This is a genomic window from Phycicoccus avicenniae, assembly GCF_050496545.1.
Taxonomy (GTDB): Bacteria; Actinomycetota; Actinomycetes; order Actinomycetales; family Dermatophilaceae; genus Phycicoccus; species Phycicoccus avicenniae_A.
The window spans coordinates 29,316-47,753 of sequence record NZ_JBNVZV010000026.1 but is presented as its reverse complement, the minus strand read 5'-3'; the positions used below and the strand labels follow the sequence as shown (position 1 = coordinate 47,753).

Here is an 18,438-nt window from a genome sequence, read left to right as displayed (position 1 = left end):
GTGACCACCACCCGACAGCTCGGCGCAGCGCTCAAGGCGCTGCTCGTCCTCACCGTCCTCTGCGGTGTGCTCTACCCCGCGGCGATCCTCGCCGTCGGCCTCGTCGTCCCCGACCGGGCGAACGGCCAGCCGGTCGTCGTCGGCGGTCGCGAGGTCGGCTCGGCCCTCCTCGGCCAGCCGCCGAGCGGCCCGGAGTGGTTCCAGGGCCGCCCCTCGGCCTCCGACTCCTCCGGCGACGTGAGCGGTGGCTCCAACCTCGGGCCGTCCAACCCCGACCTCGCCACCGCGGTGGCGGAGCGCGAGAAGGCCCTGCGCGCCGCGAACCCCGATGCCCCGGAGTCGATCCCGGCCGACGCCCTGACCACCTCGGCCAGCGGCCTCGACCCCGACATCTCGCCCGCCTACGCGCGCTGGCAGGTCTCCCGGGTCGCGGCGGCCCGGGGGCTGGAGCAGACCCGGGTGCTCCGGCTGGTGGACCAGCAGGTCCGCGAGGCCCCGCTCGGCTTCGTCGGCCAGGACCGCGTCAACGTGCTCGAGCTCAACGTGGCGCTCGCCGCCCTCGGCCGCGGGTGAGAATGGGCCCATGGCACGCGGACGGCTGCGGATCTACCTCGGGGCGGCCCCGGGCGTCGGCAAGACCGTCGCGATGCTCGACGAGGGCCACCGCCGCCTCGACCGCGGCACCGACGTCGTCGTCGGCCTCGTCGAGACGCACGAGCGGCCGCACACCTCCGACCTGCTCGCAGGCCTCGAGGTGGTGCCCCGGGCGCGGGTGAGCCACCGGGGCGCGACGCTCGAGGAGATGGACCTCGACGGCCTGCTGGCCCGGGCGCCCAGGGTCGCGCTCGTCGACGAGCTCGCGCACAGCAACGCCCCCGGCAGCCGGAACGCGAAGCGCTGGGAGGACATCGAGGAGCTGCTCGACGCCGGCATCGACGTCATCTCGACGGTCAACATCCAGCACCTCGAGTCGCTCAACGACGCCGTCACCGCCATCACCGGGGTGGTGCAGCGCGAGACGGTGCCCGACGCCGTCGTCCGGGCCGCCGACCAGATCGAGCTCGTCGACATGTCCCCGGAGGCGCTGCGCCGCCGGATGGCGCACGGCAACGTCTACGCCCCGGAGAAGGTCGACGCCGCCCTCTCCAACTACTTCCGCGTCGGCAACCTCTCGGCGCTGCGCGAGCTCGCGCTGCTCTGGCTCGCCGACCGCGTCGACGAGGGGATGGGCCGGTACCGCGCCGACCACGGCATCGAGGCCACGTGGCCGACGCGCGAGCGGGTCGTCGTCGCGGTCTCCGGTGCGGCAGAGGGCGAGACGTTGCTGCGGCGTGGCGCACGCATCGCGGCCCGGGGGGCCGGTGGCGAGCTCCTCGCCGTCCACGTCGTGCGCTCGGACGGCCTGACCGGTCCGCACCTGCCCGACCTCGTGGCGCAGCGCCGGCTCACCGACGAGCTGGGCGGCACCTTCCACACCGTGTCGGGCGACGACCTCGCCGAGGCGGTGCTCGACTTCGCGCGCGGCGTCAACGCGAGCCAGGTCGTCATCGGGTCCTCGCGGCGGCCGCGCTGGCGGACCCTGTTGTCCCCCAGCACGACCGAGGAGGTCATCGCCGAGTCCGGCGACGTTGACGTGCACGTGGTGACGCACCGGTTCGCGGCCGGTCGCGGGTGGCGGGCGCCGCGCGCGGGCCTGCCCCGACGCCGCAAGCTGCTCGGGTACGGCCTCGGCGTGCTCGGGCCGTTCGTGCTCACCGAGGTGCTCGCGGGGCTGCCCGAGGACCCCGACCTGCCGCTCACCGTCCCCCTCTTCCTCCTGCTCAGCGTGCTCACCGCGCTGCTCGGCGGCATGGGACCGGCGCTGCTCGGGGCGGTGGCGTCCTCGCTGTTCCTCAACTGGTTCTTCACGCCCCCGACCGGGGGTCTGACGATCTCCGAGCCCGAGAACGCCGTCGCGCTCGTCGTCTTCGTCCTCGTGGCCGCTGCGGTGGCCTGGGTCGTCGACCGCAGCGCCCGGCGGGCCGACCGCGCGCTGCGGGCCCAGGCCGAGTCGGCCTCGCTCGCCGAGCTCAGCCACACCCTCCTCGGCTCGACCGACCAGATGGCCCTTCTCCTCGAGCACGCGGTCGAGATGTTCGGCGCCGAGGCGGCGGCCGTCGTCCGCCGCCCGGACCGCGAGCACCCCGCAGCCGTGCTCGCCTCCACGGACCCGGTGCTCACGACGAGCGACCTCGGCCGCGCTGGCCTGCCCCGTGAGGAGGCCGACGACGAGCACGACCTCGTCCTCGTCGGCGCCACCGTGCCGGCGGGCCGGCAGCGCCTGCTCGCCGCCTTCGCCGCGCATGCGGGCGCCATCCTCCAGCGCCGGTCCCTCCAGGCCTCGGCGGGCGAGGCGGCGGTGTTGGCCCGTGACAACTCGGCGCGCACCGCCCTGCTGTCGGCCGTCTCGCACGACCTGCGCACGCCGCTCGCCGGCATCAAGGCCGCCATCGGCAGCCTGCGCTCGGACGAGGTGACCTTCAGCCCCGAGGACGAGGCCGAGCTCGAGGCGGCCATCGAGGACTCCGCCGACCGGCTCGACGCGCTCATCGGCAACCTCCTCGACATGTCGCGGCTCCAGGCCGGCGCGCTCGTCGCCCACCCGCGGCGGGTGGACCTCGGGGAGGTCGTGCCGGGCGTCGTCGCGGCCGTCGCCGAGCCGGAGCGGGTCGAGTGGGCGCTCGACCCCGACGCGCGGGTCGTCGTCGCCGACGCCGGGCTGCTCGACCGCGTCCTCGGTAACGTCGTCGAGAACGCCCTGCGCCACCAGCCGTCGCCCGGCCGGGTCCGGGTGTGCACCAGCCCGTTCGGTGACCGGGTGCAGGTGCGGGTCGTCGACTCCGGTCCGGGTGTCCCCGAGCCCGACCGCGACCGCATCTTCCTGCCGTTCCAGCGCCAGGGCGACGTGCCGGCCGGCGACGGGGTGGGGCTGGGTCTCGCCGTCGCCCGCGGACTCGCCGAGGCGATGGGCGGCAGCGTCACCGCCGAGGACACCCCCGGTGGGGGCCTGACGATGGTCGTCGACCTGCCGACGACGGAGGAGGAGGACCGATGAGCCAGCGCGTGCTCGTCGTCGACGACGACCCCACGCTGCGCCGCACCCTGCGCATCAACCTGCGGGCGCGCGGCTACGAGGTGGAAGAGGTCGGGTCCGGGCGTGACGCACTGGCGACGATGCAGGACGCACCGCCGGACCTCGTCGTCCTCGACCTCGGCCTGCCGGACGTCGACGGCGTCGAGGTGCTGCGCCGCATCCGGGAACGGTCCCGCGTCCCGGTCGTCGTGCTGTCGGCGCGCCACCAGTCCGACGACAAGGTCGAGGCCCTCGACGAGGGCGCCGACGACTACGTCACCAAGCCGTTCGGGATGGACGAGCTGATGGCCCGGGTGCGCTCGGCGCTCCGGCGCGGGGGCGGCGAGGACGACGGGCTGGCCTCCGTCGCACCGGTTTCCACGGACGCGTTCGAGCTCGACTTCGCCACGCTCGCCGCGACGCACCGCGGCGAGCCCGTGCACCTCACGCCCACCGAGTGGCGCCTGGTCGCCGAGCTGGCCCGCCACCGCGGCCGGGTCGTCACCCAGGCCGACCTCCTGCAGGCGGTCTGGGGGCCGGGGTACGGCCGCGAGTCGAACTACCTGCGCGTGTACGGGAACCAGCTGCGGCGCAAGCTCGAGGACGATCCCTCGGCACCGCGGCACATCCTCACCGAGCCTGGCATCGGGTACCGCCTCGTCGAGGGCTGACCCGCCACGCGGGCAGGGGTGCTCCCACCCCGCGATCGCCTCGTCGAGGGCGGCGCCCATCACGGTGCGGTCGGGGTCGACCCCGGTCCAGAGCCGGATGTCGACCGCGCGACCGTCGGGTTCCCTGCGGCGGGGCAGGTGAACGACCCGGTGAGCGCCGGCAGCAGGCCGGTCATGGCCCCACGGTAGGGGTCGGTGGGCGTGAGAACGGTCTCGTCACACGATTGGAATACTCGGGGTATCGGTGCAGGTCAGCGGTGGTGCGCAGGGCGATCGAACGCGGGATCCGGGCCGTCCCGGTTTGGGGACGGCGCCCATCGGTGGTCTGGTTGGAAGGTTGACAGGACCGAGTACCCCCGACTTCGAGCATGGACGGAGGCCGCGGCGAGCGCGCCGTGGACGCACCCAGAGTGAGCACAGACACCCGACCGCCGCACGCACCGGACGCACCGCCCACCCCATCCACCACCGCCGACGACGTTCCCCACCCCGTCCTCGGCATCGACGTCGTGGAGCAGACCGCCCGCGGCTCGGCCGTCGACAAGGTCGTCTTCGGCGTCGTCGCCGCGATCGCGGTCGCCTTCGTCGCATGGGGTTTCCTCAGCACCGACACCCTGGCGAGCGCCTCCGGCTCCGCGCTCGGCTGGTCGGTGACGAACATGGGCTGGATGTTCGTCGTCCTCGCGTCGGCGTGCGTCGCGTTCGTGATCTGGTTGGCGGTCAGCCGTTTCGGTGACATCCCGCTCGGCACCGACGACGAGGGGCCGGAGTTCCGCACCGTCTCGTGGATCGCGATGATGTTCTCCGCGGGCATGGGCATCGGCCTGATGTTCTACGGCGTCAGCGAGCCGTTGTCGCACTTCACCACCCCGCCGCCCGGCACCGGCGAGGCCGGCAACCCGCAGGCCGTGCAGACCGCGATGGCCACGACCCTCTTCCACTGGACCCTGCACCCGTGGGCGATCTACGCCGTCGTCGGCATCGCCATCGCCTACGGCGTCTTCCGCAAGGGCCGCTCGCAGCTCATCTCCTCGGCGTTCATCCCGCTCATCGGCGAGCGCCGCGCGACCGGTGGCGCCGGCCGCGTCATCGACATGCTCGCGATCTTCGCGACGCTCTTCGGCTCGGCCGCCTCGCTCGGCCTGGGCGCGCTGCAGATCGGCAGCGGCCTCGAGATCGTCGCCGGCATCGGGAAGGTCGGCAACGGCGTCCTCGTCGCCGTCATCGCGCTGCTCACCGTCGCGTTCATCCTCTCCGCGGTCTCCGGCGTCGCCAAGGGCATCCAGTGGCTGTCCAACATCAACATGGTGCTGGCCATCGGCCTCGCGGTCTTCGTGTTCGTCGTCGGCCCGACCGTCTTCATGCTCGACCTCATCCCCACCGCGGTCGGCTCCTACTTCCAGGACCTCGCGATGATGTCCGCGCGCACCGACGCCGCGGGCGGCGACGGGATGGCCGAGTGGCTCTCCGGCTGGACGGTCTTCTACTGGGCCTGGTGGATGTCGTGGACGCCGTTCGTCGGCATGTTCATCGCGCGCATCTCGCGCGGGCGCACCATCCGCCAGTTCGTCACCGGTGTGCTGCTCGTCCCGAGCCTCGTCAGCCTCGTGTGGTTCGCGATCTTCGGCGGCGCCGGCATCCACGCGCAGCAGGGCGGCACCGACCTCGCGGGCCAGTCGACGTCCGAGGGGCAGCTGTTCGGGCTGCTCGACACGATGCCGCTCGCAGGCGTCACGACCGTCGTCGTCATGCTGCTCGTCGCGATCTTCTTCGTCTCGGGTGCCGATGCGGCGTCCATCGTCATGGGCACCCTCTCGCAGCGCGGCACGATGGAGCCGAGCCGCTGGAACGTCATCTTCTGGGGCGTGGCCACCGGTGCCGTCGCGGCGGTGATGCTGCTCGTCGGTGGCGACTCCGCGCTCACCGGGCTGCAGAACCTGACGATCGTGGCGGCGCTGCCGTTCGCGCTCGTCATGGTCGGGCTGGCGTGGGCGCTGGTCAAGGACCTGTCGCAGGACCCGGTCGTGGTGCGGCGGAAGTACGCCGTCGCAGCCGTCGAGAAGGCCGTGGTCACCGGGGCGACCCGGCACGGCGACGACTTCGCGTTCACCGTCGAGGCCGCCGACGAGCCGGTCATGGGCGAGAGCGACCCGACGCCGAGCGAGGCCTCCGAGGTCGCCCGCGCCTGACCGCGCTACCTCGCCTCGTCCCACCGCGAACGTGTGTGGACTCGCCGGAGACCACCGGCGAGTCCACACACGTTTCGTGCGTCGCGGGGGTGCCTAGGGTGGTGGGCGTGTCCACCGTTCGTTCCGCGCCGACGCTCGAGCTCACCCCCGAGGTCCTCTACGCCCTGATGCGGCTGCGACAGGACGTCTTCGTGCTCGAGCAGGAGTGCCTCTACCCCGACCTCGACGGCCGCGACCTCGAGCCCGGCACGGTGCAGTGGTGGGCGGAGGACGGCTCGGGCGAGGTCGTGGCGACGCTGCGGGCCCTCGACGACGGTGGCGATGTGGTGCGGATCGGCCGGGTGGCGACGGCGCGGGAGGCGAGGGGCGCGGGGATCGCGCGCGAGCTCGTCGTCGCGGTGCTGGCGGCCACGCGCGGGCCGGTCGTCCTCGACGCCCAGTCCCACCTGGAGCACTGGTACGCCCGGCTGGGGTTCGCGCGCGACGGCGCCGAGTTCCTCGACGACGGCATCCCGCACGTCCCGATGCGCCTCGCCCGCTGACGCCCCGGGTGTCGGTGGGGGTCGCTAGCGTGCGGGGGATGACGCACACCCACCACGCCATCGACTACGTCGAGCTGGGCGCGCCCGACCTCGCGCCGACCCGCGCCTTCTACGAGCAGGCGTTCGGCTGGACCTTCACCGAGTACGGCCCCGACTACCTCGGCTACCGCGTCCCGGGGCGGGACGACGAGGCGGGCGGCATCGACGCCGGGCGCGCCCCCGGCACCGGCGGCCCGCTCGTCCTCCTCTACTCCGACGACCTCGACGCCACGGTCCGGGCGGTCCGCGACGCCGGCGGCGCGGTGAGCAAGGACCCCTACGAGTTCCCCGGCGGCCGCCGGTTCTACTTCACCGACCCCGCCGGCAACGAGCTCGGGGCCTGGCAGCCGGCCGGATGACCGTCGCGCTCGCCGACCTGGTCGCCGTCTCGGGGGAGGTCGGAGCCACCCGCTCGCGCACGGCCAAGACCGCCGCGCTCGCCGGGCTGCTCGCGCGCGCCGACGCCGACGAGGTCGGCACCGTCGTCGCCTTCCTCTCCGGTGTCCTGCCCCAGCGACGGCTCGGGGTCGGGTACCGGTCGCTCACCTCGCTGCCCGCGCCGGCGGACGAGCCGTCCCTCACGGTCGCCGACGTCGACGTCGCCTTCGACGGGCTGGCCACTACGGCCGGGGCGGGCTCCACCGCTGCCCGGCGCGAGGCGCTTGCCGGCCTGATGGGCCGCGCCACCGCCGACGAGCAGGCCTTCCTCCGCGCCCTGATGACGGGCAACCTGCGCCAGGGCGCCCTCGACGGCGTCGTCCTCGGAGCCGTCGCCGCGGCGTTCGAGGTCCCCGACGCGGTCGTCCGCCGAGCCGTGATGCTCGCCGGGTCCACGCACGTCGTCGCCGGGATCGCCGCGCGCGGAGGGCAGCCGGCCCTCGAGGAGGTCGGTCTCGTCGTCGGCCGGCCGCTGCGCCCGATGCTCGCCGGCTCGGCCAAGACCACCGCCGAGGCGGTCGACGGGTTCGACGGCGCCGCCATGCTCGTCGACGGCAAGCTCGACGGCATCCGGGTGCAGGTCCACCGCCGCGAGGGTGCGGTCACCGTCTTCACCCGCAGCCTCGACGAGATCACCGAGCGCGTGCCCGAGGTCGTCGAGGCCGTGGCCGCCCTGCCCGGCGGCGACCTCGTCCTCGACGGCGAGGCCATCGCGCTCCGGGAGGACGGCCGGCCGGAACCGTTCCAGGTCACCGGTGCCCGCACCGCCAGCTCGGCGGACGTCGAGCGGCTGCGCACCGAGGTGCCGCTGACCACCTACCTCTTCGACGTCCTGCACGCCGACGGCCGCGACCTCGTCGACGCGCCCGCCCACGAGCGTCACGAGGTCCTCGCCGCCCTCGCGCCGCACCTCCTCGTCCCTCGGCTGCTGACGGCCGACCCCGACGACGCCTCCGCGTTCTTCGACGAGCTCGTCGCGGCCGGCCACGAGGGCGTCGTCGTCAAGGACGCCGCTGCTCCCTACGCGGCCGGCCGCCGGGGCAGCGGCTGGGTGAAGGTGAAGCCGACGCACACCCTCGACCTCGTCGTGCTGGCCGTCGAGCGCGGCTCGGGCCGCCGCAGGGAGTGGCTCTCCAACATCCACCTCGGGGCCCGCGACCCCGCCACCGGCGGCTGGGTGATGGTCGGTAAGACCTTCAAGGGCATGACCGACGAGATGCTGCGCTGGCAGACCGAGCGGTTCACCGCGCTCGCCGACGGGCCCGCCGACGGCTACGTCGTCACCGTCCGTCCCGAGCAGGTCGTCGAGATCGCCCTCGACGGCGTGCAGCGCTCGAGCCGCTACCCCGGCGGGGTGGCGCTGCGCTTCGCCCGGGTGCTGCGCTACCGCGACGACAAGCCGGTCGAGGAGACCGACACCATCGACGCCGTCCGCGCCCTCGGCGGCGCCTGATCCCGGCAGAGCCCGTCCGTCGACCTACGGACGACACGATGCCCATCGCCCCAAACGCCACGAGCACGCACTGCCCCTGGATGACACGCTTCGTGTCGTCGGCCGGTCGGCGCCGCGCTGGCACGATGGCCGGATGGAGCACTCCCGCGGCATCTGGACGAGCACGGCCGATGTCGACCTCCTGCTGCGGCTCGCGGGGACGGGCTTCGACTGGCTCGCCCTCGACGCCCAGCACGGGCCGGTCGACCGGGCGGTGCTCCACGCGGCCGGGCGGGCCCTCGCCGGTGTCCACGCCCCGTTCCTCGTGCGTGTCCCCGCCGTCGACCCCGCGTGGATCGGGGCGGCCCTCGACGCCGGGGCGGCCGGCGTCGTCGTCCCGTCCGTCACGGGCGTGGCCGACGCCGAGCGAGCGGCCCTCGCATCCCGCTATCCGCCTCTCGGAGAACGCAGCTGGGGGCCGTTCCCACCGCTCTGGGGCGGCAAGGCCTCGGACCCCGAGGTCGCGAACGAGCTCGTCCGGTGCTGGGTGATGGTCGAGACGCCCGGGGCGCTCGACGACGTCGAGGCCATCGCGGCCACCCCTGGCGTCGACGGGCTCTTCGTCGGACCGCTCGACCTCGCGCTCTCGCTCGGCACCAGCGTCGACGCGCTGCTCGACGACCACGACCCGCAGGGGCCGCTCGCCCGGGTCGTCGCCGCGGCCGAGCGGCAGGGCATCCTCGTGGGTGCCTTCGCCGGTTCACCGACCGCCGCCCGCCGGCTGCGCGCGCACGGCATCGGGTTCCTCGCCGTGACCACCGACTCGGCCCTGCTCACGGCCGGAGTGCGTGCGGTCCTGGAGGACGACGACGCCTGACGGTGCCCATCCGCCGCCCCTGCCGGCCCCGAACCACGGGGCGTGACCTTCCTCGACGACGCGCAGGCCTGGCTGATGCAGAAGTCGGCGCCCTTCACGGTGCGCTACGGGGACCCGCTGAGGTTCGCGGGGCAGGACCTGCCGGCGCCGGAGCGGCTGCGGGTCCCGACGCGGCACGGTGACGTCCGGGTCGACCTGTACCGGCCCGCACCGCGCCCCGGCCCGGGTGCCCCTCCGCCGGTCGTCGTGCACTTCCACGGCGGGGCCTTCGTGATGCGGTACCCGGAGATGGACGACTGGTGGTGCCGGTACCTCGTGGCCACGGCCGGGGTGGCCGTGGCGAACGTCGACTGGTCGGTCGCCCCGCAGGCGCGCTACCCGGTCGGGCAGGAGGAGGGCGACGACGTCGCCGCCGAGCTGGCCGCCCACGGCGCGGAGTACGGGGTCGACGGGCGCCGGCTGGTCGTCAGCGGGTTCAGCGCGGGCGGGCAGGTGGCTGCCGCCGTCTGCCTCATGGCGCGCGACCACGGTTCCTACGCACCGGTGCTCCAGGTCCTCGGGGTACCGGCGCTCGACCTCGCCTCCCCCGTGGAGGACCGGCCCGGGATGGTGGGGGCCGACCTCCGGCGGCTCGTCCGACGGGTCTACTTCCCCGACGTCGCCCGCCGACGCGAGCCCTACGCGTCGCCACTGCTCGCCGACGACCTGTCGCGCCTGCCCCCGACGGTCGTCCTCACCGGCGGCCGCGACGCACTCCGGCCGGACGGTGACCGGTACGCGGCCCGCCTGCGAGCCGCCGGGGTCGACGTCGTCCACGAGGTCACGCCCGATGTCGACCACTACTTCCTGACCGACGACCCGGAGCGCGCCCGCGTCACGATGGCGATGGTCGCCGAGCAGGTCCGGGCGGCCTGCGGGCTCCTCCCGCGCGGAGTCGCGCAGCCCTGACCTGCGGCGCTCCCGCGCGTGGCGGGGGCGGGTCTACCCTCCGGGGATGAGCCCTCGGCAGGACATCGCCCTCGTGACCGGTACCTCGAGCGGGATGGGGCTCGAGACCGCCGTCGGCCTGGCCCGGGCCGGGCTCACCGTCGTCGCGACGATGCGCGACACCGGGCGCGCCGGACCGCTGCGCGAGGCCGCCGCGGAGGCGGGCGTCGAGCTCGACGTCCGCGCCCTCGACGTCACCGACGCGGACGGCTCGCGCGCCGCGGTCGAGGCCGTCCTCGCCGACCACGGCTCCCTCGACGTGCTGGTCAACAACGCCGGCCGGGGCGCCGTCGCCACCCTCGAGCAGCTGAGCGATGCCCAGCTCCAGGAGCAGCTCGACGTCAACTACCTCGGCGTCGCCCGGATGACCCGCCTCGTCCTCCCGGCGATGCGCGCCGCCGGGCGCGGGCGCGTCGTCACGGTGACGAGTGTCGGCGGGGCGGTGGGCCAGCCGTTCGCCGATGCCTACTGCGCCGCGAAGTTCGCCGTCGAGGGGCTCATGCAGTCGCTCGCGCCCGTCGTCGCGACCTTCGGCGTGACCGTCAGCATCGTCGAGCCGGGCGCGGTGGCCAGCGAGTTCACAGGCAACGTCCACCGGGCCGACGGCGACGGCGCGGAGACCACCGACGACCCCTACGCGGAGCTGCTGGCCGCCTACCTGCACCGCACGGCCGCCGCCTTCGACGCCGCGCAGTCCTCGCGCGATGCGGCGGCGGTCATCGTCGAGGCCGCCACCACCGATGCGCCCCGGTTCCGCTGGCAGACCTCGGCGCAGGCCGAGCAGTTCGTCGGCCTCTCGCTGGGCGACCTCGACGGCTCACGCGTCGTCGGCGCCACCTCGACCTGGCTCGGCTGAGCGGGCCCCGACGCCGGCGTCAGAACCCGGTCGGCCGGCGCGGGGTGTAGGCCTCCTCGAGCGCCGCGACCTCGTCGTCGGTCAGCTCGAGGTCGAGCGCGGCGACGGCGTCCGGCAGGTGGTGCTCCTTGGTCGCCCCGACGATCGGCGCGGTGACGACCGGGTTGCGCAGCACCCACGCGAGGGCGACGGTCGACATCGCGACGCCACGGTCGGCCGCCACCCGCTCGACGGCTCCGACGATCTCGGCGTCGCCCTCCTGGTAGAGCCGCTTCCCGAACTCGTCGGTGCCGGAGCGGTCGGTCTCGCCACCCCACGGCCGCGCGAGCCGGCCGCGCGCCAGCGGGCTCCACGGCAGGGACCCGAGCCCCTGGGAGGCGAGCAGCGGGAACATCTCCTGCTCCTCCTCGCGCATGAGGAGGCTGTACTGGTCCTGCATCGTGACGAACCGGGTCCACCCGCCGAGGTCGGCGGCGTGCTGCATCGTCGCGAGCTGCCAGGCCCACATCGAGGACGCCCCGATGTAGCGCGCCTTGCCCGCACGGACGACGTCGTGCAGCGCCTCCATCGTCTCCTCGACCGGGACCTCGGGGTCGAAGCGGTGGATCTGGTAGAGGTCGACGAAGTCGGTGCCGAGGCGGCGCAGCGAGGCATCGACCTGTTCGAGGATCGCCTTGCGGGACAACCCGCTCCCGCCCGGGCCGTCGTGCATCCGGCCGTGGACCTTGGTGGCGAGCACGATGTCCTCGCGGCGGCTGTAGGTGCGGATCGCCCGACCGACGAACTCCTCGGACGTCCCGGCGCTGTAGACGTTCGCGGTGTCCCAGAACGTGATCCCGAGCTCGACCGCCTGGCGGAAGAAGGCGCCCGAGGTGTCCTCGTCCAGGGCCCACGGATGCGCGCCGCGGCTGCCGTCCGCGTAGCTCATGCAGCCGAGGGCTATCCGGCTGACGGTGAGCCCGGTGCTGCCGAGACGGGTGTACTCCACGGGGATGCTCCTTCGGTCGGGACGCTCCCCGCATCATGCGCCCCGCTGCGGGGCGAGGGCCCCACGGGGTGCACGCGGATCACGGACCGGACCGGTGATGCCTCGCGCCGCCGGGCGACCCACCAGCCGAGGAGCGTCAGCCCGCCGACCGGCACCTCCATGCCGATGACGAAGGCGCGGTAGAGCAGCACACCGGCCGCAGCCGGCGCGGCCGGTGCCCCGAGCGCGGTGAGCGCCCCGGCCATCCCGACCTCGACGACGCCGGTGGCGCCGGGGGTGAGGACGACCATCGAGAGCAGGCGCTCGACGACGAAGGCCGAGGCGACGAGCAGCGGCGCGGACGGCGCGCCGACGACGGCGAGGCAGGCCCAGAGGAGCAGCGCCTGGAACGCCGCGTAGAGGACCTTGCCGCCGAGCATCCGGTGCCAGCCGGCGCGCACGAGGTCGGCGCTCTCGGCGCGGAAGCGGGCGGCGCGCTCGCCCCATCCCTCGGGGGCGTCGGGGAGGCGCGGGTGACGGGCGGCGAGGCGGTCGGCGAGGCCGCCGACCCGCCGCAGGGCGCGGTCGTCGCGCCCGACGAGGACGACCGCCAGGACGAGCACCACGAGGAGGGCCAGGCCGAGCGCACCCGGGCCGGCCAGCCGTGCCGCACCGCGGTCCCCGGCGAGGGCGAACCAGCAGAGGACGACGCCGGGCAGGAGGAGCTTGACGACCGTGTCGGCGAGGTTGGTCACCAGGGCCCAGCGCCCGAACGCGGCCGAGCCGAAGCCCCAGGCCCGGGCCATCCGCCAGTTGAGGACGGTGCCGGCCGCCCCACCGAGCGGCAGCAGGTTGGAGACGCACGAGCCGGAGAGGTTGAGCATCAGCGCCCGGCGGTGCGAGAGGCCGGGGAGGGCGGCGGTGAGCGAGGGGGTGTGCACCCAGAGACCGGCGAGCCAGAGGACGGCGAGCAGGGCCAGCTGCCCCGCGCTGGGGTGGGTGAGCGCGTCGAGGATGGGACGCCACGAGGTGCCCGTCACCCGCGGGAGCGCCAGCGCGATGGCGGCCGCCGCGAGGGCGAGCCCCACCACCAGGCGCGCTCCCGGTCCCCAGATCCTCGTCATGGCCCCCACCGTGTCGTGCCGTGCGCGCGTGGCGCATCAGGGGTGACCCCGATGTCGACCCCGGGATCACGGTAGCGACCCCCGGTGGCCGCCCGCCGGGACACGCCTAGGGTGGGCGACATGGCCGCCGGTCGCTCCCTCGCCGTCGTCGCGGACGTGGGCGGGACCAAGGTGCTCCTGCGGGCGGTCGACGAGCGCGGGACGGTCCGGGCCGAGGAGCGCCACGTGACCGGCCCCGAGGCCGACGGGCCGTGGCTCGACCGACTGATCGGCCGCTTCGTCGACCGCCACGACGAGGTGGGGCAGGTGGCCGTGGCGGTGCCCGGTCTGGTCGACGCCGACCACCGGGTCGTCCTCTCGGACGTGCTACCGCGGCTGGCCGGGTGGTCGCCGGTGCGCGCGGACCTGGTCGTCAACGACGTCCGGGCCGCGCTGGCCGCGGTGCGGGCCGAGGAGCCCGGGGTCGAGGACCTCGCCGTCGTGGTGGTGGGCACGGGCATCGCGGCCGCCGTGCTCACGGGCGGCCGGGTGCTCACCGGGGTGCGCGGATGGGCCGGCGAGCTCGGGAGCGTCCCGGTCGACCTCACGGGTGGCTCGGACCTCCGGCTCGACGACGTCGCGTCCGGTCGGGCGATCGTGCGGGCCCTGGGGGTGACCGGGGAGGAGGTCGCGCGGCGCCTGGCCGGCGGTGACCCGGCAACGAGAGAGGTCGTCTCGGTCGCCGGCTCGGCCCTGGGTCGGGCCGTGGGGTCCCTCGTGACGCTGCTGGCGCCGGCCCGGGTCGTCCTCGCCGGGGGGACCACGCGCTTCGCGGGGTACGCGGAGGCCGCGCTCGCGGCGGCCGCGGACGTGGCGCTGCCCGAGTCGTGGGCGGGCTGCCGGGTCGGGGTCGACGCGGACCCGGGGTCGCTCGTCGTGCGCGGCCTGACCGCGCTCGCCCTCGCCCCCCGGGCCGGGGACGAGGGTGAGGACGGGCACCGGGGTCAGGCGCGGCGCGGGCGGGCGTAGAGCCGCCGGGCCAGCCACCAGCCGACCACCGTGAACACAACGCACCAGCCGGCGGCCAGCCACACGGTCGAGGCATCGACCGGCGTGCCGAGCAGCAGCCCGCGGACGGCGTCCATGATCGGCGTGAACGGCTGGTACTCGGCGAACCAGCGGAGGCCGGCGGGCATCGAGTCGGTCGGCACGAACCCGCTGCCGAGGAAGGGCAGCAGGACGAGCGGCATCGGGTAGTTGCTCGCGCTCTCGACGGTGCGCGAGGCGAGCCCGAGCGCGACCGACAGCCACGAGACGCCGAACGACACCCCCGCCAGCAAGGCCGCCACGACGAGCCAGTCGGTGGCCCCGGCCTGCGGCCGGAACCCAACGGCCAGACCGACGCCCGTGACGACGACCATCGACAGCAGCGACTGGATCGTCGCCGCGAGGACGTGCCCGGAGAGCACTGCTCCCGGTGCGATGGACAGGGTGCGGAAGCGGTCGATGATGCCCTGCGTCGTGTCCATGGCCATCGTCGTCGACGTGCCCTGGGCGATCGAGGCGATGGTCATCACGAGGATGCCGGGCAGGACGTAGTCCGCGTAGGCGCCGCGGCCCGCCCCGCTCGCGCCCGGGACGAGCCCGGCGCCGAGCGCGCCGCCGAAGACCATGACGAACAGGACGAGCAGGATCACCGGGACGAGCAGGACGATGACGGTCAGCTCGGGGTAGCGGCGCGCGTGGCGCAGCTGCCGGTCGAGCATCGTCATCGCGTCGGCGAACGGGCGGGGTCGCGGCAGCGCCGGGGTGGGGACGGGGGCGGTCGTGGCGCTCATCGGGAGGCCTCCTCGGGCTGGTCGGTGCGACGCGGCCCGCCGGTCAGGGCGAGGAACACGTCGTCGAGGTCGGGGGTGCGGATGCTGAGGTCGTCGACGGCGACCCCGGCGGTGTCGAGCCGGTCGAGCAGGGTGCGCAGGGCGGTGACGTCGCCGGTGCCCGGCACGTCGAGCGCGAGCGCCTCGCGGTCGGGTTCGCCGCCGAGGGCGTGCAGGGCTCCGTCGAGCGCGGACTCGTCGGGGAAGGTCAGCCGGACGTGGCCCCCGGGCACGAGCCGCTTGAGCTCGGCCGGGGTGCCGTCGGCGACGACGCGGCCGCCGTCGAGCAGCGAGATGCGGTCGGCGAGCTGGTCGGCCTCCTCGAGGTACTGCGTCGTGAGGAGGACGGTGACCCCGTCGGCGACGAGGTCGCGCACGACGTCCCAGGTGGCCCGCCGGCTGCGGGGGTCCAGCCCGGTCGTCGGCTCGTCGAGGACGAGGACGCTCGGGCGGCCGACGAGCCCCATCGCGAGGTCGAGCCGGCGGCGCATCCCGCCGGAGAACGTCGAGGGGCGGGCACCCGCGACGTCGGCGAGGTCGAAGCGCTCGAGCAGCTCGGTGGCGCGCCGGCGGGTCTCGGCCGGGGGCAGGTGGTGCAGCCGCCCGATGAGCACGAGGTTCTCCTCGGCGGTCAGCAGGTCGTCGACCGCGGCGAACTGCCCGGTCAGGCCGATGCAGGCCCGCACGAGCCGGGGCTCGCGGAGGACGTCGTGGCCGAGGACGGCCGCGGTGCCGCCGTCCGGGGCGAGGAGCGTGGTGAGGATGTTGACCGTCGTCGTCTTGCCGGCGCCGTTCGGGCCGAGCAGGGCGTGGACGGTGCCGGGCGCGACGGTGAGGTCGACGCCGTCGAGGACGACCGTCTCGCCGTAGGACTTGCGCAGGCCGCGCAGCGCGACGGCCGGTGTGGTGGTGCTCATCGGGGGTCCTTCCCTGGTGCTCGGTGTCGGTCGGTGGTCGTCAGACGCGACGCAGGACGATGTCGCCGTAGCCGGCGCGCACGCGCAGCTCGAGGGTCGGTTCGCCCTCGGCGGGGGCGGCGGTGCCCTGCAGCTCGTTGCGGACGGCGCCGTGGCGGGCCTCGACGTCGAGCCAGGCGGGGAGGTCGTCGGCGACGCCGATGTCGACCCGCCCGTAGGAGCTGTCGACGCCGACCACGCCGCCGTGGACGGCGGCGAGCCGGACGTCGCCGGCCGAGGCCTTGGCGGTGACGCCGCCGCGCGCGTGCTCGACCCGGACGTCGCCCGCGGTGGTCGAGAGGTGGAGCGGGCCGTGACCGGTGCCGACGGTGACGTCACCAGCGGAGGTGCGCGCGGTCACCTCCTCAGCGGCCTGCTCGACGTGGATCGCGCCGGCCGAGGTGCGGAGCTCCACGCGGCCGCCGGCCGAGCCCAGCCGGACGTCGCCCATCGAGGTGCGGGCGTGGACGGCCCCGGCGCGCTCGATGCCGATGTCTCCCATCGAGGTGTCGACGTCGACCGCGCCGAGGAGGCCGCTGGTGCGGGTCTCGCCCCACCCGCGGACCTCGAGGGCCGACCCCTCGGGCAGCTGCACGTCGATGTCGACGCGATCGCCCGTGCCGACCATCGCGCGCAGCCGGCTCGCGACCGAGCGGGGGGAGCGGACGGTGACGCGGGTGCCGGAGTGCTCGGCGGTGAGGGCCGCCGCGTGCTCGACATCGCCCCGGCGGGCCGGGTTGTGCGGGCGGATGTCGACGACCGTCTCGTCGGTCGCGGTGGCGTGGACGGTGAGGTCGGCGCCGGCGACGTCGATGTGCAGGGTGACGGGGTCGGGGGTGCTGAACGTGGGCATGACGGATCCTCCCGTGGCGGGTCGGGTTGTGGCTGTAGGGTTCTCGTGGGGCCGGCGCCGGGTGGGCCGGTCGGGTGGGCGGGTCCTAGCGGACCCAGCCGGTCTGGCGCTGCCCGGTGAGGGACGGCGCCGGCGTGGGGACGGTGGGGGTGCTGGGGGTTGCGCGCGGTTCGGCGACGGCGGCCGCGACGGTTCGGACGAGCCAGGCGTTGACCGACAGGCCGGCGGCCTCGGCGGCCTCCTCGAGCCTCGGCTTGAGGCGCTCCGGCAGGCGCAGGCTGAGCCGGGCGGTGCCGCCGGCCTCGTCCTCGTCGGCCGGGTCGGGCTCGACCACGGCGGGGACGGGCGCCGGTGCCGCTGCCTCGGTGGGGGTGCTCACGACGAGGTCGAGGTCACGGCCGCGGAGGCGGACGTCGACCGAGCCCGGGGCCATCCGCTCGGTGACCTCGGCGGCGGCCTCCACGACGGCGTCGAGGAGGAGCATCCGCGCGGAGGGCTCGAGCCCGCCGGCGATCAGCTCGGCCAGCTCGGTCGCCTCGGGGCCGCCGGTGCGGGCGGTCGTGACGAGGTCGCGCTGGAGGCGGGCGACGTAGGGCGTGAGGTCCATGACGCCACTATGACACCAAGATGACGTCATGCGCAACCCCTATGACGTCATGGTGACGTCACGATGCCGCGGCGAGCTCCTCGAGGTAGGCGGCGAGCGTGCCCAGGCCCACGGCCGCCCGGCGCACGTCGACCCGCTCGAAGTCCTCGATGGGTGTCCGCGGGGCCGGGGCGCCGGTGGCGTCCGAGCCCCACTGGGTGCCGTAGACCTGCGGCTGCCCGGTCGCCACGCGCACCCGGTCCAGGAGGTAGGCAAGGTCGCTGGGGTCGGCGTCCCCGCGGCCGACGGCTGCCGTCAGCAGCTCCAGGCCCCGCTGCTGGAGCGGTAGGTCGAGGTCGGCGTGCTGCACGAGGACGAAGGCCGCGAAGGCGCCGTCGGAGCCGACCAGCCGCCACCCCGGCCACCCGTGCTCGTCGAGTACCGCGTGCATCCGCTCGCCGTGGCGGCGGTCGGTCTCGTCCCACGCCGCGGCCAGCTCGTCGGGCGAGCGGGAGTCGCCGGGCGGGGCGACGCCGGTGCGTACGGCTTGGTCCTGGACGAGCATCGCGAGCAGCTCGGTGCGCAGTGCCGGCTCCTCGACGGGTGCCGTGGTCGGTGGCTTCTCGATGACCGCCGGCGCCGGCGCAGGGAGCGGCGAGCCCGTCGGCGCCGGCTCCGGCGTGTCCGGCGGCCCGGTGGGAGCGGGTGTGGCCGGGGCGGAGGAGGGCGGGCGCGTGGGACCGGCGTCCCGCAGGTCGTCGCGCCGCGTGCTGCAACCGGCGGCCAGCGAGGCGAGCAGTGCGGGGACCAGGGCGCAGGCCAGGCCGGCCGTTGCGGTCCGCCCCACGCGTGGCACCCGGCACCTCCTGCCCGCGCCGGACCGGGGCCGGCCGCGGCGCCCTGTCATCATGACCCCGGAGGCACGCCCCATGCACGGGTGCGTCCGGACGGGA

Annotated in this window: 18 protein-coding genes; 11 read left to right on the top strand and 7 right to left on the bottom strand. The window is 75.1% G+C overall.

Translation table 11 applies throughout. The annotated features are described in order from the left end of the window. The 10 genes from kdpC to ACQZ2A_RS17840 all read left to right on the top strand — a co-directional run bounded on the left by kdpC (position 1) and on the right by ACQZ2A_RS17840 (position 11,143). Complete coding sequence (gene kdpC / locus ACQZ2A_RS17885; RefSeq protein ID WP_430213795.1) at positions 1 to 573, top strand: potassium-transporting ATPase subunit KdpC; 573 nt, start codon at positions 1 to 3, stop codon at positions 571 to 573. Positions 574 to 583: 10 nt separating this feature from the next. Beyond that, entirely contained in the window at positions 584 to 3,094 is a 2,511-nt protein-coding gene (locus ACQZ2A_RS17880; protein ID WP_430213793.1) for an ATP-binding protein, read from the top strand. After that, on the top strand, positions 3,091 to 3,783 hold the full coding sequence (locus ACQZ2A_RS17875; RefSeq protein ID WP_430213791.1) for a response regulator transcription factor: 693 nt from the start codon (positions 3,091 to 3,093) through the stop codon (positions 3,781 to 3,783). The genes ACQZ2A_RS17880 and ACQZ2A_RS17875 overlap by 4 nt, the downstream gene beginning before the upstream one ends. Before the next feature lie 500 nt (positions 3,784 to 4,283). After that, positions 4,284 to 5,972: a BCCT family transporter gene (locus tag ACQZ2A_RS17870; RefSeq protein WP_430213828.1), complete on the top strand. Its 1,689-nt coding sequence runs from the start codon at positions 4,284 to 4,286 to the stop codon at positions 5,970 to 5,972. A 107-nt stretch (positions 5,973 to 6,079) separates the two neighbouring features. Then, positions 6,080 to 6,514, top strand: coding sequence for a GNAT family N-acetyltransferase (locus ACQZ2A_RS17865; RefSeq protein ID WP_430213789.1), 435 nt, complete (start codon positions 6,080 to 6,082; stop codon positions 6,512 to 6,514). A gap of 38 nt (positions 6,515 to 6,552) precedes the next feature. Next, positions 6,553 to 6,912: a VOC family protein gene (locus tag ACQZ2A_RS17860; RefSeq protein ID WP_430213787.1), complete on the top strand. Its 360-nt coding sequence runs from the start codon at positions 6,553 to 6,555 to the stop codon at positions 6,910 to 6,912. Continuing rightward, positions 6,909 to 8,444, top strand: a complete 1,536-nt coding sequence (locus ACQZ2A_RS17855) for an ATP-dependent DNA ligase (protein ID WP_430213786.1) — start codon at positions 6,909 to 6,911, stop codon at positions 8,442 to 8,444. The genes ACQZ2A_RS17860 and ACQZ2A_RS17855 overlap by 4 nt, the downstream gene beginning before the upstream one ends. Positions 8,445 to 8,577: 133 nt before the next feature. Continuing rightward, entirely contained in the window at positions 8,578 to 9,300 is a 723-nt protein-coding gene (locus ACQZ2A_RS17850; protein WP_430213784.1) for an HpcH/HpaI aldolase family protein, read from the top strand. A gap of 42 nt (positions 9,301 to 9,342) precedes the next feature. Then, complete coding sequence (locus ACQZ2A_RS17845; protein WP_430213782.1) at positions 9,343 to 10,248, top strand: alpha/beta hydrolase; 906 nt, start codon at positions 9,343 to 9,345, stop codon at positions 10,246 to 10,248. Positions 10,249 to 10,294: 46 nt separating this feature from the next. Then, positions 10,295 to 11,143 (top strand): SDR family oxidoreductase, encoded by an 849-nt coding sequence (locus ACQZ2A_RS17840; RefSeq protein WP_430213780.1) that lies wholly within the window; start codon positions 10,295 to 10,297, stop codon positions 11,141 to 11,143. Between the two features lie 19 nt (positions 11,144 to 11,162). Here the strand turns inward: ACQZ2A_RS17840 and ACQZ2A_RS17835 are convergent, their stop codons facing one another. Together ACQZ2A_RS17835 and ACQZ2A_RS17830 are read right to left on the bottom strand one after the other, a co-directional pair. Then, positions 11,163 to 12,131: an aldo/keto reductase gene (locus ACQZ2A_RS17835; RefSeq protein WP_430213778.1), complete on the bottom strand. Its 969-nt coding sequence runs from the start codon at positions 12,129 to 12,131 to the stop codon at positions 11,163 to 11,165. Further along, a complete protein-coding gene (locus ACQZ2A_RS17830) occupies positions 12,083 to 13,234 on the bottom strand; it encodes a lysylphosphatidylglycerol synthase domain-containing protein (protein WP_430213776.1) in 1,152 nt (383 codons plus the stop codon). Before ACQZ2A_RS17830 ends, ACQZ2A_RS17835 begins: the two co-directional genes overlap by 49 nt. 120 nt (positions 13,235 to 13,354) lie before the next feature. Here ACQZ2A_RS17830 and ACQZ2A_RS17825 point away from each other — a divergent pair, with 120 nt between their 5' ends. Further along, positions 13,355 to 14,242 carry an ROK family protein gene (locus ACQZ2A_RS17825; RefSeq protein WP_430213774.1) on the top strand — a complete coding sequence of 296 codons (888 nt, stop codon included), beginning with the start codon at positions 13,355 to 13,357 and terminating at the stop codon, positions 14,240 to 14,242. Here the strand turns inward: ACQZ2A_RS17825 and ACQZ2A_RS17820 are convergent. The 5 genes from ACQZ2A_RS17820 to ACQZ2A_RS17800 form a co-directional block, all read right to left on the bottom strand. Continuing rightward, entirely contained in the window at positions 14,218 to 15,051 is an 834-nt protein-coding gene (locus tag ACQZ2A_RS17820; protein WP_430213772.1) for an ABC transporter permease, read from the bottom strand. The two genes, ACQZ2A_RS17825 and ACQZ2A_RS17820, sit on opposite strands and share 25 nt — an antisense overlap. Continuing rightward, positions 15,048 to 16,007 carry an ATP-binding cassette domain-containing protein gene (locus tag ACQZ2A_RS17815; protein WP_430213770.1) on the bottom strand — a complete coding sequence of 320 codons (960 nt, stop codon included), beginning with the start codon at positions 16,005 to 16,007 and terminating at the stop codon, positions 15,048 to 15,050. Before ACQZ2A_RS17815 ends, ACQZ2A_RS17820 begins: the two co-directional genes overlap by 4 nt. A gap of 40 nt (positions 16,008 to 16,047) precedes the next feature. Continuing rightward, positions 16,048 to 16,899, bottom strand: a complete 852-nt coding sequence (locus ACQZ2A_RS17810; protein WP_430213768.1) for a DUF4097 family beta strand repeat-containing protein — start codon at positions 16,897 to 16,899, stop codon at positions 16,048 to 16,050. Positions 16,900 to 16,984: 85 nt separating this feature from the next. Continuing rightward, positions 16,985 to 17,506: a toxin-antitoxin system HicB family antitoxin gene (locus ACQZ2A_RS17805; protein ID WP_430213766.1), complete on the bottom strand. Its 522-nt coding sequence runs from the start codon at positions 17,504 to 17,506 to the stop codon at positions 16,985 to 16,987. 58 nt (positions 17,507 to 17,564) lie between these two features. Continuing rightward, positions 17,565 to 18,341, bottom strand: coding sequence for a DUF6624 domain-containing protein (locus ACQZ2A_RS17800; protein ID WP_430213764.1), 777 nt, complete (start codon positions 18,339 to 18,341; stop codon positions 17,565 to 17,567). Positions 18,342 to 18,438 lie beyond the last annotated feature (97 nt).